Genomic DNA, 14,470 nt, shown 5'->3' with positions numbered 1-14,470 from the left:
GCGGGTTCAGGAGCGGCGCAGCATGAAGTCGCGCCCCGCGAGCTTCATGCCGATCCCCACGACGATGGTCACGATCACCACCAGCACCACGCCCATCGCGGCGAGGGTCTCGTAGTTGCCCTGTTCGCTGAGGTCGAGCGTCAGCACCGATACCACGCGCGATTCGGGACCGGTGAGGAAGACCGCGGTCGACAACTCCTTCGTGCAGATGACGAACACCAGGATGAAGGCTCCCACCAGCGTCTTCTTCAGCAGCGGCGCCACCACCTGCGTGAGCACCGTGAGGCGCCCGCCACCGAGGATGCGCACCGCCTCCTCGAGCTCCGGGTTGAGTGCGCGCACGCCGGCCGAACTCGCCGCCACCGAGATCGGCAGGAAGCGCGTGGTGAAGGCGATCACGATCAGCACGCCCATGCCATAGAGGCTGAACGGTGGCCCGGCGTAAGCCGCATAGAGACCGATGGCCAGGATCAACCCCGGCACGGCCACCGGTGCCAGCGCCATGAACTGCACGAAGGTGGGAAAAGGCGTGATGCGCCGCTGCGTGGCGTAGGCGATGCAGATGCCCATGCCCACGCACACCAGCGCGGTGGCGCCGGAGTACAGCACGGTGTTGAGGATGGCCGCGCGCACGGTCAGCTGCTCGAAGAAGATGCTGTGGAAGTTCGCCAGCGTCAGGTTGTCCAGCGACAGCCCGCGGCCCCAGGCCTTGGACAGCGACGCCAGGATCAGGATGGCCAGCGGCAGGATCACCGTGAGCAGCGCGACCAGCACCGAATAGCCCAGCAGCAGCCACTTCCACAAGCCGATGTCGAAGGGCCGGCGCTCGCCGCCCTTGCCCGACACCGACACGTAGCCGCGACGCGCGAGCAGCCTGCGCTGCAGCATCAGCAGCACGATGGTCAACAGCAGGATCGGCATCGAGAAGGCCGCGGCGCGCTCGACCTGCAGCGGATACTGGAAGAACGAGACGATCTGCGTCGTCGCGAGGTTGATGCGCGCGGGGATGGCGATCAGCGCCGGCGTTCCGTAGAGCGCGATCGCCTCGAGAAAGATCAGGATCGCCGCGCCCACGATCGAGGGCAGCACCAGCGGCAGCGTCACCCGCGCCATGGTCTGGAACTTGCCGGCGCCATGGATCGATGCCGCATCCTCGAGCTCGGTCGACACCAGGTCGAGCGCCGACTTCGTGAACACGTAGATCAGCGGGTAGGTGTACAGCGCGATGACGAAAGCCAGACCCCAGAAGCTGAAGATGTTGAACGGCCCCTTGGCGGTGCCCAGGAGCTCGACCACCAGTCGGTTGAGCCAACCCGCGTTCGGGCCCGCGAGCAGGATCCAGGCGATGGCGCCGAGGAAGTTGGGCATCACGAAGGCCGCGAGCACGCTCAGGTGCGTGAAGCCTCGGCCCGGCATGTTGGTGCGCGAGACCGCGAGCGCCAGCGGCACGCCCAGCAGCAACGCCAGCGCGGTGACCGCCGCGCCGAGATAGAGCGAATTGAGCAGCGCCTGCAGGTTGCGGCTGCGGCCGAGTGCCTGGGCGTAGCTCTGCAGCGACCATTGGCCCTCGGCGGTATGGAAGCTGTCCCACACCAGCCGCAGGATCGGGTTGGCCACCAGCAGCAACAGCACCGCGATCAGCACGGCGAAGAACCAGATCGCCGGGTCGCCCAGGCGATGCGGCGTGCGGCGCGCCAGCGGCAGCGCGAGGACGGCGGCCTTAGACACCGAAGGCATCCCGCCAGAGCTCGATCACCTTGGGAATCTGCGCCACCATCTGCGGCGGCGTGGGCGCCAGCAGCGGGCTCGCGTAACTCAGGCCGAGCACGCCGGGCGCGGGCTTGGCATTGGCGCGCAGCGGCACGCTGAATTCCTCGACCGAGATGCGCTCCGTGTCCTCGCTGCCGAGCAGCCATTCCATGAACAGCCGCGAGGCGTTCGGCCGCCGGGTGTTGGCCATGATCGCCGACGGCGAAAGGATCAGCACCGGGCCCTCTTTCGGCGCAAGCGTGGCCACGGGGTTGCCGCGCGAGGCCGAGCGCGCGGCCAGGCTCATCGGGCCGGCCGAGATCGACGCCTCGCCGGAGATCACGGTGGTCACCGCATCGATGGTGGAGCGGCTCACGTGCGCCTTGGCGGCCGCGAGCTTGGCGAACCAGCCCTCGCCGAAGAGTTTGCGCATCTCGATGCACCAGGCACCTGCCGCGCCGCTGTAGGCCGGGTGCGCCACCAGCGCGGCACCGCTCCACTTCGCATCGAGCAGGTCGTTCCAGCTCTTGGGCGCGGCTGCGGCCTGCACCTTCTGCGTGTTGTAGATCAGTCCCATCATGAAACAGCTGGAAGCGTGGAAGTACGCATCCGGGTCCATGTTCTGCACCCGCTTGTCCTGCTGCGCGACCGCGGCCGGCAGGTACTTCAGCAGCAGGTTGCGGCCCTTGAGGTCGACGTAGTGCGCGAGATCGGTGGAGGTGAACACGTCGCAGTTGGGCGTGCCGGCCTTCAAGTCCTGGTTCAGGCGCTGGAACGCCACCTGGGCGGTGGTACGCACGACATTGACCTTCACGCCCGGATAGCGGGTGCTGAAGGTTCGCCCCATCTTCTCGGCCACCTCGGAGGTCTGCGGCACCGTGTACCAGGTGAGTTCGCCCTCCTTGCGCGCCGCCTCGTGCAGCGCGGCCAGGTTGATGGGCTGGGCTCGCACGACATAGGGGGCGGCCAGGGCACCGGCGGCCAGGAGGCCGAACTCTCGTCTGCGCAACTGCATGGATGTCTCCTTGAATCGGGACCGATCGGCGTCGGCCAACAAAGTATGCACAACATCAAACAATAAATACACTAGGTGTTTGTATGAATCCATTGATGGCAATCACGACCGTCTAATCACGGCCTATGACACAAAGCGTCGCCATCCACATCCATCGCCACGGCGATGCCGAGGTTCTGTCAGACACGACGGTCGTTGTGCCGTCGCCCGCCGCGGGCGAGCTGCAGATCCGCCAGAGCGCCATCGGGCTGAACTTCGCCGACATCTACCAGCGCCGCGGTTCGCACGGCCCGCACGCGGCGACCCCGTTCCCGATCACGCTGGGCGCGCAGGGCGCGGGCGTGGTCGAGGCGATCGGCGCGGGCGTGACGGGTTTCGCGCGCGGGCAGGCGGTGGCGTACGTCCATGCCGGCGCCTACCAGGTGACGCGCAACCTCCCGGCGCACCGCGTGGTGCCGCTGCCAGACACCGTGTCGCAGGAACTGGCCGGCGCCACCTTGCTGCGCGGTCTCACCGCCGAGTACCTGCTGAGACGGCTGCACGTGGTGCGACCCGGCCAGACCGTGCTCGTGCATGCGGCCGCCGGCGGCATGGGCGTGATCCTGTCGCAATGGGCGCGCGCGCTCGGCGCGACCGTGATCGGCACCGTGGGCTCGCCCGAGAAGGCGCGCGTCGCGCTTTCGCACGGCTGCCACCATGCGATCGACTACCGCCGCGAAGACTTCGCGGCACGCACCCTGGCGCTCACCGGTGGCGCGGGCGTCGACGTGGTCTACGACGCGGTCGGCAAGGACGTCTTCCTGCCCTCGCTGCAGTGCACGCGTCCGCGCGGCATCGTGATCAGCTACGGCACCGCCTCGGGCGACGTCGAGGCCTTCGACCTGCAGTTGCTCCACGCGAAGTCGCTGAGCGTATGCCGTCCGACCCTGCGCAGCTTCATCGCCGATCCCCAGGAACTGCGCGATGCGGCGCGGGCCTTTTTCGGCGCCCTGACCGAGGGGCAGGTGCGGCTGGAGGTCGGTCACCGCTATGCGCTGGCCGACGTGCGGCGCGCCCACCGCGAACTCGAAGGCCGCGCCACCACCGGCGCGACCGTGCTCATTCCCTGAAGGAGAGGACGACCGCCATGCGACTTTTTCATGCCTGGCTGTCCAGCGCCTCGCGCCGCGTGCGCCTGTGCCTGGCCGAGAAGCAGATCGACTATGAAAGCGTTGCCGTCGACCTCGGCAAGCAGGAGCAGCACGCGCCCGCATTTCTCGCGATGAACCCGAACGGCGTGGTGCCCGCGCTGGAGATCGCGCCCGGTCGCTTTCTTCACGAGAGCTCGACCATCTGCGAGTTCCTCGACGACATCCAGCCCATGCCGCCCCTGCGTCCCGTCGACCCCTACGCGCTCGCCCAGTTGCGCAACTTCGTGCGCTGGACCGACGAGAAAGCGCTGCCCAACCTGCTGATCCTCAACTGGAGCCTGATGCTGCAGCCGATGGCCCGGCAGTGGAGCGATGAGGAACTGCAGCAGAAGATCGCCCGCATCCCGACGGCCGAGCGGCGCGAGGCCTGGGTCCGGATCGCGCGCCAGCCCTATTCCGACGAGGAGAAGGCCGAGGCCCGGCGCAAGCTGCTGCTGCTCGTCGACAAGATGGAGGCCATGCTCGCCGGCTCGGCGTCGCTCGCACCTTCGGCCTGGCTGATCGGCGAGCACTACTCGCTGGCCGACATCGCCGCCGTGCCCTTCATCGCCCGCATCGCCGAGATCGCACCCGAGGCGCTCGATGCGTCAGCCAGCCCGCGCGTGCATGCCTGGTGGGAGGCCGTGCGGCAACGACCGGCCTTCGCGGCCGCGCGGCTGCAGTCCTTCGGCGAGGTGCTCAAGCAACGCGAACACGCCAGCGCGGCCGGCCACTGAAGCGAGACCGACGCACCAGGCCCGCGTACTATCATCCGGGCGACACAACATGGCCACCACTTCCCGCGTCAACCTCAGCGACAAGATTCGCGAAGCCCTCGAGGACGAGATCGTTTCCGGCAAGCTCTACGCCGGCTGCCGCCTCGACGAACAGGAACTGATGGAGCGCTTCAACGTCTCGCGCACGCCCGCGCGCGAAGCGCTGCAGCAGCTGGCGACCGCTGGCCTGGTCGACATCGTGCCGCGGCACGGCGCCGTGGTCGCGACGCTCTCGCTCACGGAGTACGTCGCGATGCTCGAGATGCTCACCGAGCTGGAAGGCCTGGCCGCCCGCCTGTCGGCGCGCCGCATGCCCGCGGCGCTGCGCAAGGACCTCGAGGCCTCGATCCGGGCCTGCGAGGAGGCCGCGGCCCAGGACGACCCGGTTGCCTACGAGCGCGCCAACCGTTGGTTCCACGAGACCGTCTACGACGGCAGCCTCAACGAGGTGCTCGCGCGCCAGTTGCGGCTCATGCGCCTGCGCATGCGGCATCCGCAGCGCTCGCTGTTCGACCGGCCCAACCGGGTGCGCAACTCGATGGTCGAACACCGAGCGATCGTGCAGGCGATCCTGAATGGGGACGAAGACGGCGCCGACCGCGCCATGTCGATGCACATCTCCAGCGGTGGAAATGTGTATGTCGATGCGGTCGCCAAGGGCGCATCGAAAAAGCATCCGGCTCCCACGGCTCAGTTCTGATTCAGTGTCGTCGCCGGCCATCCGTCGTTGCAAGCCCACGCCCATCGCGCAAGGGCGACCCCAACTAATCCGTCCTGTGCCCGCGTCAGCCGGCGAGCCGCAATTCCTGCATCAGGCCAGCCACATTGCTGACCTGCAGCTTGTCGTAGATCGACTGGATGTGATTGCGAACGGTCGCGGGCGAGCGCGCCAGCAAGGAAGCGAAGTCCTTGTAGCTGTCGCCGCGGGCCAGCAACTCCGCGACGGTGCGCTCACGCGGCGTGAGGTCGTCCGCGCGACACCGTTTGCGCACGCTCAGGAACAGCAGGCGTTGCCCGCATCATCTCGGGCGTCTTCTGGTGGAGATGCAGCGTACGGACGTCGATACCATCGCGGTCGGTCGTGGCAGTTCCCCACATCGATGCGTCGAAAGCTATGAGTGGCTTGACCAGTCCGAGCGCTGCGTCCTGAAACGTCTCGATCGACGATTCGTAAGCGAGCCGATAGAGCCGCAACAGGAAGTCGCTGAAGTCGTGCAGTGCCAGTGCGGTCATGGGTCGAGTCTTCCATTGGCAAGCAGATGTCGGCCCCACATGTTTCCGTGGTCCAGGCGACGAAGCTTCTTGGCCAACATCAAGCAAGTGACGGATTCACCTTCGCAGATCTCGTGAATAGTGCATTTGCATCATTTTCTTTTCCCCATCGGCACCTATCGTTCGCGCAAGCTGCCCGGTGTGCTCGATGGTGACGCTACCGTCACGCGCCCCTCCTCGCATCCGACAGCGTCGAACATTTGCACGGAGGGTTTATGGGTAGCTCGGATTCCGGTTTGATGAAGGCAGTGGTCGCTGCGTCGCGCGCGGCATCGGATTCGTCGCACTGGGGCAGTTTCCTGTCGGCGCTGTGCGATCGCTTCGACGCCACCGCGGCTTGCATCCACACGCCAAGGGATCCCGTGGGAAAGTGGTCGCTGTTCTCCGACGTCGGCCTCCCCAGACATACCGTGCCGGACTACATCGAACACTGGTCGGCACGCGATCCGTGGATGGCCGGTGCGGCGTCCAGGGAGATCTGCGTGCGCACGGGCGAATGCGGCATCGGCAGGGAGCTGTGCGATTGGGACGAATTGGAACGGATGGACTATTTCCACGAATACGCCGCACCCACCGGTGTCAAGGGACTGCTGGGAATGATCGTGGATGACGGGTCGGCGCCCTCGGTGGCGCCGATGACGGTGATCGGGCTGTATCGCCGTCCGGGGCTGGAGGAATTCAGCTACCAGGACAAGCGTGTCTTCGAATCGGTGCATGCGCCCCTGCAACTCGCCCTTCACACCCATTGGTCGCTTCGCCGCAACCTCGAAACCGAACGAATCTCGACCGCGCTCGTCGACGTGAATCCTCAGCCGCTCTTCGTTCTCTCGCAGACGGGCGAACTCCTGTACGCGAATCCGGCCGGCCAGGCGCTGCTGGCTCGAGGGGAATGGATCGATGCGCGGTCGGGAAAGCTCGCGCGACTGGGTCAGCTCGAAGCGGCGGAAGTGTCGGCCTCCCTGGCGCGCGCGCAGTTGGGACAGATTCAGACGCATTCGCTGCTCCGGATGCGGACCGACAGCCTGCGTATCTCCGCGACGGCCCGATTCGTTCCACTGGGCATCGACAACCCTGCCCGCTGGGCCTGGCCGCGCGCTGCGACCCTTCTCACCATCGACCTGGGCCACGACGACCACCAGTCGCGACGCATCGCGCAGATCGCGATGCAATTCAAGCTGACCGCCGCCGAGGCGCGACTGCTGAATGCCCTGGCCGACGGCGAGACACCCGGCGGGATTGCGGAGCACCAGGCCATCTCGGTCCATACGGTTCGTACCCATTTGAGCAACATCTTCGGCAAGACCGGGCTGCGTCGGCAGGCCGACCTGATTCGCCTGGTGACGCAGTAGCGGCACGATGGCGCGCGGTATCGCCGGCCTGCGTGACAAGTCTCACTGTGCAGTGAGGACCACGATCTCGCCGTTGGACCCACGCTGATAGAACAGCTCGTTGCCTTTCAGCCGCACCTCGTTGCAACGGCTTTCCAGGGCCTTGCGCATGTCCTGGCAGAGCTTCGTGCCATCGAGCCGGACCGTGCCGTCGAAGATGCCGCCGCCGGGCCCGGCACCGGTGCCGCCGCGCCGGTACGCCAGCCGGAAGTAATCGTCGGGGCCGAAGTCCATCGTCCAGCCCGTGCCATCCATTCGCGTGCCCACGAACTTCCTGCCGTTGAGACCCTTGAGCGTCTCGGGCGTCAGTGCCACGGCCTCCGCCGGAAATTCCGGCGCGGCCGACTGGGCCAGCGCCGCCGGCAGAGCGATCCCGAGCACAGCCGCTGTGAATGCGCAGCGACGGATATGTTGCAGGGTTCTCATGCTTTCGATCTCCTATCCGCCTCAAGGCGTGAGTTGAAGCCCCTCCTCCGGGTGCTCCGCGGCGGAAGTATTGAGACGGACCCGTTCCTTGGCATCCTTCGAATCAAGTAGATCCTTGGCATGCGCCGCACCCGTCCCCTACGGCGGGGACAGACAAGCCGCCCCCGCGGCCCGACCATCGCGCTGCAGGAGACACGCAGATGGAATGGCTGATCCCTTACAAGCTCGACACCGACGCGCCCGACGGCGGCCGGCCCTCGCTCCAGGCGCCGCGCGCGCCGGAACCGGTCGCCGCACAGCGCCGCACCGCATGGACGCGCCTGCGCGCCCTCTTCCTCCCCACACCGATGCGCCCGCCATGCAGCAGGTCGTGATCGTCGGCGCGGGCCATGCGGGCTTCCAGTGCTGCGCCTCGCTGCGCCAGGAAGGTTTCGAGGGCGCCATCGTGCTGGTCGGCGACGAGGCCAGCCTGCCCTACCAGCGGCCGCCGCTGTCGAAGGCCTACCTGCTCGCGAAGGCGAGCGCGAGCGACCTGCATTTCCGCCCCGAGCGCTTCTTCGAGGAACAGCGCGTGCAGCGCGTGCAGGGCCGCGTCGAGCTGATCGATCGCGCCGCGCAGCGCGTGGTGCTGACATCGGGCCAGGCGATCGCCTACGACCATCTCGTGATCGCCACGGGATCGAGCCCACGCCGCATGCGCGTCGAGGGCGCGGAGCTCGAGGGCGTGATGAGCCTGCAGACGCTGGCCGATGCCGACCGGCTGCGCGAGCGGCTGGCCGACAGCCGGCGCGCGGTGGTGATCGGCGCGGGCTTCATCGGGCTCGAGTTCGCTTCGGTGGCGCGTGCCCTCGGTCTGGAGGTGACGGTGCTCGACGTGGCCGATCGCGCGCTGGCGCGGGCCGCCTCGCCGCACAGCGCGCAGGCCGTGGCGGCCTCGCACGAGGGCCGCGGCACGCGGCTGCGCTTCGGCTGCGGCGTGACGGCGCTGGAAGGCCATGAAGGCCGGATCGCTGCGGTGCGCACCGCCGACGGCGAGACGCTGCCGGCCGACCTCGTGGTGGTCGGCATCGGTGCCGAGCCGCGCACGCAGCTCGCGGCGCAGGCCGGGCTCGCGGTCGACAACGGCATCCGCGTCGATGCGCAGCTGCTGAGCTCCGATCCGGCGATCTCGGCCATCGGCGACGTGGCGGCTTTTCCCGATCCGGTCAGCGGGCGCCACATCCGGCTCGAGTCGGTGCAGAACGCCGGCGACCAGGCGCGCAGCGTGGCGGCGCGGCTCGCGGGCAAGACGGTGGCCCATGGTCCGGTGCCGTGGTTCTGGAGCGACCAGGGCGAGCTCAAGCTGCAGATCGCCGGGCTGCGCGCGGCCGACGATGCACACGTGGTGCTGCGCGATGCGGCCTCGTCGGCCGCCACCGTGCTGTGCCTTCGCGACGGACGCCTCGCGGCGGTCGAGACGCTCAACCGCGCGGGCGATCACATGCTGGCGCGCCGGCTGCTGGCCAAGGGCGTGGCACTGAGCGAGGAAGAAGCGCGGGCGCCGGGCTTCCAGCTCAAGGCGCTGGCCTGAGCCGCACGTGCGTCAGAGCACGTCGCTGCCGGACAGCGAAGGCGTCTGCGCGATGCGCTCCGAGATGACGCGGCAGGCCTCGAGCAGCGGCGCGACATAGGCCTGGGCCGGATCTTCCTTCTGGCGGAACACCAGCGTGCTCACGCTGATCGCCGCCACCGGCACGCCGCCCACGCCGCGGATCACCGCGCCGAAGCAGAAGATGCCGGCCTCGTTCTCCTCGTTGTCGACCGACCAGCCGCGCTCGCGCGTCTTCTTCACCTCGGCGCGCAGCGCGGCGGCATCGACGGTGGTGTTGGGCGTGTAGCGCGGCATCGGCAGGCGCTGGACCAGCGCCTTGAGCGCGCCATCGTCGAGCGCCGCCATGTAGGCCTTGCCGACCGCGGTGGCATGCAGCGACACGCTGGTGCCGATGCGCGAGGCCATGCGCACCGCGCTCGGGCTCTCGAGCTTCTCGATGTAGACCATGGTCGTGTCGTTGGGCACGGCCAGGTGCACGGTCTCGCCCGTGAGGTCGCGCAGCCGCTTGAGCTCGTCGACGGCCGCCAGCCGCAGTTCGGAACGGCCCCAGCTGCGGCTCGCGAGCTGGATCAGCCGCGGGCCCAGCCCCAGGGTCGCGCTGTGCGGGTGCTCGACCAGCAGGCGCTCGGCGATCAGCGCCGCCACGATGCGATGCACCGTGGGCCGCGGATAGCCGCTCGCGCGCATCAGCGCCGCGACATTGACCGGCTCCTGCGCATCGGCCACCAGTTGCAGCACGTGCATGAACTTGGAGAACGACGCGGTGCCCGCGACCTGGTTCGCGGAAGCGGCGGAAGGTGCGGGAGCGGCGGAGGAAGACCGGGAAGCGGGCATGGACGAAGGGACGAGGCCGGTGCGGGCACCGGCGGGAACGAGGGCCGGGCCATTATCCATACCCTCCATCCAGTCCATGCGCATCGGGCGCGCCCTCAGCTCACCATGTAGCCGCCGTCGACCGGCAGCACCACGCCGGTCATGAACGACGCGGCCGGCGTGCAGAGGAACATCGCGGCGCGCGCCACGTCGTCGGGCGTGCCCCAGCGGCCCAGCGGCGTGCGCGCGAGGATCGGGCCCGCGCGCGCGGGATCGTCCTGCAGCGGCTTCGTCAGCGGCGTCGCGATCCAGCCCGGCGCGATCGCGTTCACGCGGATGCCGTCGGCCGCGTAGGCGATCGCCAGCGACTTGGTGAGCTGGGCCACGCCGCCCTTGCTCGAGGCATAGCCGGGCACCAGCCCGCCGCCGAAGAAGCTCAGCATCGAGGCCGTGTTGACGATGCAGCCGCCGCTCGCCTTGAGGCGCTCGCGCGTCATGCCGCACACGCGCATCGTGCCGGTGAGGTTCACGGCCAGCACCTTCTCGAACACCGCGAGGTCGTGCTCCGCGCCGCGCAGGATGATGCCGGCGCAGTTGAAGACGATGTCCAGGCGCTCGATGCCGCCGATCGCGGCCTCGAGGCTCGCGTCCGAGGTCACGTCGGCCTGCCGGACCTCGACCGCGGCATCGAGCGTGCCGTCGCCGTTGCCCAGGCCGATGGCCGTGACCTGCGCGCCGAGCGCGGCCAGGTGGTTGGCGATCACGGCGCCGATGCCCTGGGTGGCACCGGACACCAGTGCCCGCTTGCCCTTGAAGAGTGCTGCCTCGTAAGTCATGAAAAGGGAGTTGCCTTTGCGTGGATCAGTTCTTGATGTCGAGCTTGCCCATCAGCGTCTTGAAGTAGGCGCTGTCCTTGGCCATCGTGGCCTTGAAGGCGACGTCGTCGGCATAGGCGAAGCCCAGGTTCTGCTTGTCGAGCACCTCGCGGAAGGCCGGCTCGTTGGCGGCCTGCTGGCTCACGGTCTTCAGGTAGGCGATGACCTCGGGCGGCGTGTTCTTGGGCGCCGCGATGCCGCGCCAGGTGCCGATCACCAGGTCGATGTTGCGTTCCTTGAGCGTGGGCACCTTCTCGAAGCCCTTCACGCGCTGCTCGGCCATCACGGCCAGCGTCTTGAGCTTGCCGGCCTGCACGTAGGTCGTGACCTCGGCCGGGCTCACCGCCACCGCGTCGATGTGGCCGCCCATCAGCGCGAGCACCGCGGGGCCGGCGCCCTGGAACGGCGTGTGGTTGAACTTCACGCTAGTCTTGTCCTCGAGCGCGGCGGCCGCCAGGTGCCAGATCGAGCCGTTGCCGGCATTGCCCACGCTGAGCTTGCCGCTGTCCTTCTTCGCGGCGGCCAGGAATTCCTCGATGGTGTTCCACGGCGCATCGGCGCGCACGGTGATCGCGGCCTGGTCGGCGTTGAGGCGCGCGATGGGCGCGAGGTCTTCATAGGTGAACTTCGCGAGGCCCATGTGCGGCAGCGTCGTGAGTTCCACCGTGACCACCGCGAGGCGGTAGCCGTCGGGCTTGGCATTGATCACGTCCTGCCAGCCGATGGCGCCGCTGGCGCCGGGCTTGTTGACGATGATCATGCTCTGCGGCAGGTGCTTGCGCGTGGCATCGGCGAAGGCGCGCGCCAGCGCGTCGGTGCCGCCGCCGGGCTGGAACGGCACCACCAGCTCGACCGGCTTGTTGGGATAGTCGCGCGATTGCGCCGAGGCGGGCGCGGCGGCCAGCAGCGCCGCCACCGGCAGCAGCGACAGCGCCGCGAGGCGTTGCAGTTTCGAGGCGAAGCGAATCATGGGGTTTGTCTCCGTGGTTTGAAAATGAATGGGACCGAAAAAAACTTGGCGGCGCTTCAGTACGTGGCTCGACCGCCCGAGAGATCGAAGGTGGCGCCGGTGCTGAAGCTGCACGAGCCCGAGCACAGCCACGCGACCATCTCGGCCACCTCGGCGCTCTCGCCCAGGCGCTGCATCGGGCTCTTGCCGATCATGGTCTGCACGTGCTCGGCCGACATCTGCTCGAGGATCGGCGTGCGCACCGCGGCCGGCGCGATCGCGTTCACCAGGATGCCCGTGGTCGCGAGCTCTTTGCCGAGCGACTTGGTCAGCGCGATCACGCCGGCCTTGGCCGCGCTGTAGGCCGAGGCATTGGGCGTGCCCTCCTTGCCGGCCAGCGAGGCGATGTTGACGATGCGGCCCGCGCCCGCGGCACGCAGGTGCGGCACCACGGCGCGGCACACGTTGAAGGTGCCGACCAGGTTCACGTCGACGATGCGGCGCCACGTGGCGGGGTCGTAGGCATCGAGCGGCATCGTGGGCCCCGCGAAGCCCGCGCTGTTGATGACGAAGTCGATGCGGCCGAAGCGCGCCACCACCGCGGCGGCGGCGCGCTCGACCGTGGCGAGATCGCTCACGTCGACCTGCCAGGCGTCGTCGCTCGCGCCGGCCTCGGCCATGTCCCACACCACCACGCGCGCGCCGCTGCGCCGCAGCTGCGCCGCGACTTCCGCGCCGATGCCGCTGGCACCGCCGGTGACCACCGCCACCGCGCCCGCGAAGTCGTAGCCCGCGCGGCCGTAGGCCGTCGTGCTCATCGGATGAACTGCTTGACGTAGTCCGCGCCGAGGCCGACGTTCTCGAAATGCTTGCGGCACATGTCGATCTTGGTGAACACGTCCTCGTAGCCCATGCCCTTGCCCCAGGGGTCGGTGTAGTACATGACACCGTTGACCTGGAAGTAGGTGATCATTTCCTCGACGTCCTCGGGCACGTACAGCGTGTGCGTCTCGCCCGGCGGCTCGAACACGTAGCTGCCCTCGGTGGCTTCCCAGTCGTGCTCGAGATAGCGCCAGCGCCCCTTGAGCACGAAGCCGTGCACCGCCTGCGGATGGCGGTGGCGGCTCAGCACGCCCGACTTGCGCACCTTCAGCAGGTTCATCCAGTAGCCCTGACTCGCGTTCAGGCACAGCGGGCGGAACCACACGTTCTCGGCCTGCGGCACCCACAGGCGCTCGTCGGTCGGGATCGCGTGCTGCACCACGATCTCGGGCAACGCGTCCGGAGGATTCGGGTACTGGTAGGGCATCTTCGGGGTCGGGTCCGAATCATCGAGGGGCATGTCGCTTGTCCATATTGTGGATGTATGTCCATATTGTAGACATCGATGCCGAGGCCCCGTCTTTGCGTAAACCCTGATGGCGCGCGCGACCGCGCCGCCGCATCGGCGCGGCGGGTCGGATCACGGGGAGTTGCTTGCGCTCAGTCGAGCCGGACGGCGGCGGGGAAGGCCTCGACGAGGTGCTCGATGAAGGCGCGCGCCGCGGCACTCATGCCGCGCCGGCTCGGCATCAGGGCCGAGATGGTCGAGTCCGCCGCCACCCAGTCGGGCAGCACGCGCCGCAGGCGGCCGGCGCGCAGCTCGTCGCGGCAGATGTAGGCCGGCAACGCGACCACGCCCATGCGCGCCTCGGCCGCGCGCTTCAGGGTCACCATGCAGGTGCCCTCCATGCGCGGACGGATCGCGACCTGCGCGGTCTGCGCGCGGTCGTCCTCGCGCTTGAGCAGCCACGCGGGCGTGAGCGACCCGCGTTTCATGATCAGGGTGGCGCAGCCGCGCAGGTCGTCGGGCTTCTCGATGGGGCCGGCGGCCTCGAGGAACTCGGGCGCCGCGAACAGGTGCCAGGGCGCTTCCGCGAGCGGGCGCTGCACCAGGTTCGAATCGGGCAGCGCGCCCGAGTAGGCGCGGATCGCGAAGTCGTAGCGGTCGGCCACGATGTCGACATTGGCATCGCTCGCGTCCTGCAGCAGGTTGACCTTCGGGTACTTCGCGAGAAAGCTCGCGACCATCTCGGTCATCGCGAACTGCGAGGTCGCGACCGACACCGTGTAGCGCACGGTGCCCGTCGGCTCGGTGCTGCGGCTGCGCATCGCGGCTTCGGCCTCGTTGGCGCGCGCGATGGTGGCGACCGCGTGGCCGTAGAAGGCCTCGCCCGATTCGGTCAAGGTGATGCGCCGCGAGCTGCGCGCCAGCAGCGTCAGGCCGAGCTCGGCCTCGAGCTGCTGGATGCGGTAGCTGATCGTCGAGACCGGCCGCTGCAGCGCGCGCGCCGCGGCCGAGAGGCTGCCCCGGTCGATCACTTCCACGAAGTACCGAAAGTCGTTGAGGTCGAGCACGCGTGTCCTTCGCCGATGAAGTCTTCGAAGCCGCGGCAACTTAGCACGTT

Annotated in this window: 15 protein-coding genes and 1 pseudogene; 6 read left to right on the top strand and 10 right to left on the bottom strand. The window is 68.5% G+C overall.

Going from position 1 to position 14,470, the window contains the following annotated elements:
* Positions 1-6: 6 nt before the first annotated feature.
* Both INQ48_40045 and INQ48_40040 read right to left on the bottom strand, forming a co-directional pair.
* Positions 7-1,704 carry an iron ABC transporter permease gene (locus INQ48_40045; protein ID QRF63174.1) on the bottom strand — a complete coding sequence of 566 codons (1,698 nt, stop codon included), beginning with the start codon at positions 1,702-1,704 and terminating at the stop codon, positions 7-9.
* A 16-nt stretch (positions 1,705-1,720) separates the two neighbouring features.
* The gene (locus tag INQ48_40040) at positions 1,721-2,764 is read right to left on the bottom strand and encodes an extracellular solute-binding protein (protein ID QRF61568.1); all 1,044 of its coding nucleotides are present in this window, start codon (positions 2,762-2,764) and stop codon (positions 1,721-1,723) included.
* 125 nt (positions 2,765-2,889) lie between these two features.
* Between INQ48_40040 and INQ48_40035 the strand changes: the two genes are divergently transcribed.
* The 3 genes from INQ48_40035 to INQ48_40025 are packed head-to-tail and all read left to right on the top strand — an operon-like array spanning position 2,890 to position 5,409.
* Complete coding sequence (locus INQ48_40035; GenBank protein ID QRF61567.1) at positions 2,890-3,873, top strand: quinone oxidoreductase; 984 nt, start codon at positions 2,890-2,892, stop codon at positions 3,871-3,873.
* A 17-nt stretch (positions 3,874-3,890) separates the two neighbouring features.
* Positions 3,891-4,670, top strand: a complete 780-nt coding sequence (locus INQ48_40030) for a glutathione S-transferase family protein (GenBank protein QRF61566.1) — start codon at positions 3,891-3,893, stop codon at positions 4,668-4,670.
* 49 nt (positions 4,671-4,719) lie between these two features.
* Entirely contained in the window at positions 4,720-5,409 is a 690-nt protein-coding gene (locus tag INQ48_40025) for a GntR family transcriptional regulator (GenBank protein ID QRF61565.1), read from the top strand.
* 85 nt (positions 5,410-5,494) lie between these two features.
* On the opposite strand, the pseudogene INQ48_40020 reads toward INQ48_40025, so the two are convergent.
* A pseudogene (locus tag INQ48_40020) lies at positions 5,495-5,942 on the bottom strand (helix-turn-helix transcriptional regulator).
* Positions 5,943-6,220: 278 nt separating this feature from the next.
* Between INQ48_40020 and INQ48_40015 the strand changes: the two are divergent.
* Positions 6,221-7,330, top strand: a complete 1,110-nt coding sequence (locus tag INQ48_40015; GenBank protein ID QRF61564.1) for a helix-turn-helix transcriptional regulator — start codon at positions 6,221-6,223, stop codon at positions 7,328-7,330.
* A gap of 42 nt (positions 7,331-7,372) precedes the next feature.
* Here INQ48_40015 and INQ48_40010 read toward each other — a convergent pair whose 3' ends face one another.
* The gene (locus tag INQ48_40010) at positions 7,373-7,795 is read right to left on the bottom strand and encodes a hypothetical protein (GenBank protein QRF61563.1); all 423 of its coding nucleotides are present in this window, start codon (positions 7,793-7,795) and stop codon (positions 7,373-7,375) included.
* A 200-nt stretch (positions 7,796-7,995) separates the two neighbouring features.
* On the opposite strand from INQ48_40010, the gene INQ48_40005 reads away from it, so the two are divergent.
* A complete protein-coding gene (locus tag INQ48_40005; GenBank protein ID QRF61562.1) occupies positions 7,996-8,169 on the top strand; it encodes a hypothetical protein in 174 nt (57 codons plus the stop codon).
* Positions 8,154-9,365, top strand: a complete 1,212-nt coding sequence (locus INQ48_40000) for an FAD-dependent oxidoreductase (protein ID QRF61561.1) — start codon at positions 8,154-8,156, stop codon at positions 9,363-9,365. The genes INQ48_40005 and INQ48_40000 overlap by 16 nt, the downstream gene beginning before the upstream one ends.
* Before the next feature lie 12 nt (positions 9,366-9,377).
* On the opposite strand, the gene INQ48_39995 is transcribed toward INQ48_40000, so the two are convergent.
* The 6 genes from INQ48_39995 to INQ48_39970 form a co-directional block, all read right to left on the bottom strand.
* Positions 9,378-10,220: an IclR family transcriptional regulator gene (locus INQ48_39995; protein QRF61560.1), complete on the bottom strand. Its 843-nt coding sequence runs from the start codon at positions 10,218-10,220 to the stop codon at positions 9,378-9,380.
* A 95-nt stretch (positions 10,221-10,315) separates the two neighbouring features.
* On the bottom strand, positions 10,316-11,035 hold the full coding sequence (locus INQ48_39990) for an SDR family oxidoreductase (protein QRF61559.1): 720 nt from the start codon (positions 11,033-11,035) through the stop codon (positions 10,316-10,318).
* 25 nt (positions 11,036-11,060) lie between these two features.
* Positions 11,061-12,044, bottom strand: coding sequence for a tripartite tricarboxylate transporter substrate binding protein (locus tag INQ48_39985; GenBank protein QRF61558.1), 984 nt, complete (start codon positions 12,042-12,044; stop codon positions 11,061-11,063).
* Between the two features lie 56 nt (positions 12,045-12,100).
* The gene (locus INQ48_39980) at positions 12,101-12,841 is read right to left on the bottom strand and encodes an SDR family oxidoreductase (GenBank protein ID QRF61557.1); all 741 of its coding nucleotides are present in this window, start codon (positions 12,839-12,841) and stop codon (positions 12,101-12,103) included.
* Positions 12,838-13,365, bottom strand: coding sequence for a 2,4'-dihydroxyacetophenone dioxygenase family protein (locus tag INQ48_39975; protein ID QRF61556.1), 528 nt, complete (start codon positions 13,363-13,365; stop codon positions 12,838-12,840). Before INQ48_39975 ends, INQ48_39980 begins: the two co-directional genes overlap by 4 nt.
* 140 nt (positions 13,366-13,505) lie before the next feature.
* A complete protein-coding gene (locus INQ48_39970) occupies positions 13,506-14,420 on the bottom strand; it encodes a LysR family transcriptional regulator (protein ID QRF61555.1) in 915 nt (304 codons plus the stop codon).
* Positions 14,421-14,470 lie beyond the last annotated feature (50 nt).

This window comes from Variovorax paradoxus (genome assembly GCA_016806145.1).
In the GTDB taxonomy this organism is placed as follows: Bacteria; Pseudomonadota; Gammaproteobacteria; order Burkholderiales; family Burkholderiaceae_C; genus Variovorax.
This window is presented reverse-complemented; position numbering and strand designations above follow the sequence as displayed.

Excerpts from the sequence above, each read along its gene's own strand:
- INQ48_40040 (QRF61568.1), bottom strand. The coding sequence starts at position 2,764 with ATGCAGTTGCGCAGACGAGAGTTCGGCCTCCTGGCCGCCGGTGCCCTG.
- INQ48_40035 (QRF61567.1), top strand. The coding sequence starts at position 2,890 with ATGACACAAAGCGTCGCCATCCACATCCATCGCCACGGCGATGCCGAG.
- INQ48_40030 (QRF61566.1), top strand. The coding sequence starts at position 3,891 with ATGCGACTTTTTCATGCCTGGCTGTCCAGCGCCTCGCGCCGCGTGCGC.
- INQ48_40025 (QRF61565.1), top strand. The coding sequence starts at position 4,720 with ATGGCCACCACTTCCCGCGTCAACCTCAGCGACAAGATTCGCGAAGCC.
- INQ48_40015 (QRF61564.1), top strand. The coding sequence starts at position 6,221 with ATGAAGGCAGTGGTCGCTGCGTCGCGCGCGGCATCGGATTCGTCGCAC.
- INQ48_40010 (QRF61563.1), bottom strand. The coding sequence starts at position 7,795 with ATGAGAACCCTGCAACATATCCGTCGCTGCGCATTCACAGCGGCTGTG.
- INQ48_40005 (QRF61562.1), top strand. The coding sequence starts at position 7,996 with ATGGAATGGCTGATCCCTTACAAGCTCGACACCGACGCGCCCGACGGC.
- INQ48_40000 (QRF61561.1), top strand. The coding sequence starts at position 8,154 with ATGCAGCAGGTCGTGATCGTCGGCGCGGGCCATGCGGGCTTCCAGTGC.
- INQ48_39995 (QRF61560.1), bottom strand. The coding sequence starts at position 10,220 with ATGCCCGCTTCCCGGTCTTCCTCCGCCGCTCCCGCACCTTCCGCCGCT.
- INQ48_39990 (QRF61559.1), bottom strand. The coding sequence starts at position 11,035 with ATGACTTACGAGGCAGCACTCTTCAAGGGCAAGCGGGCACTGGTGTCC.
- INQ48_39985 (QRF61558.1), bottom strand. The coding sequence starts at position 12,044 with ATGATTCGCTTCGCCTCGAAACTGCAACGCCTCGCGGCGCTGTCGCTG.
- INQ48_39980 (QRF61557.1), bottom strand. The coding sequence starts at position 12,841 with ATGAGCACGACGGCCTACGGCCGCGCGGGCTACGACTTCGCGGGCGCG.
- INQ48_39975 (QRF61556.1), bottom strand. The coding sequence starts at position 13,365 with ATGCCCCTCGATGATTCGGACCCGACCCCGAAGATGCCCTACCAGTAC.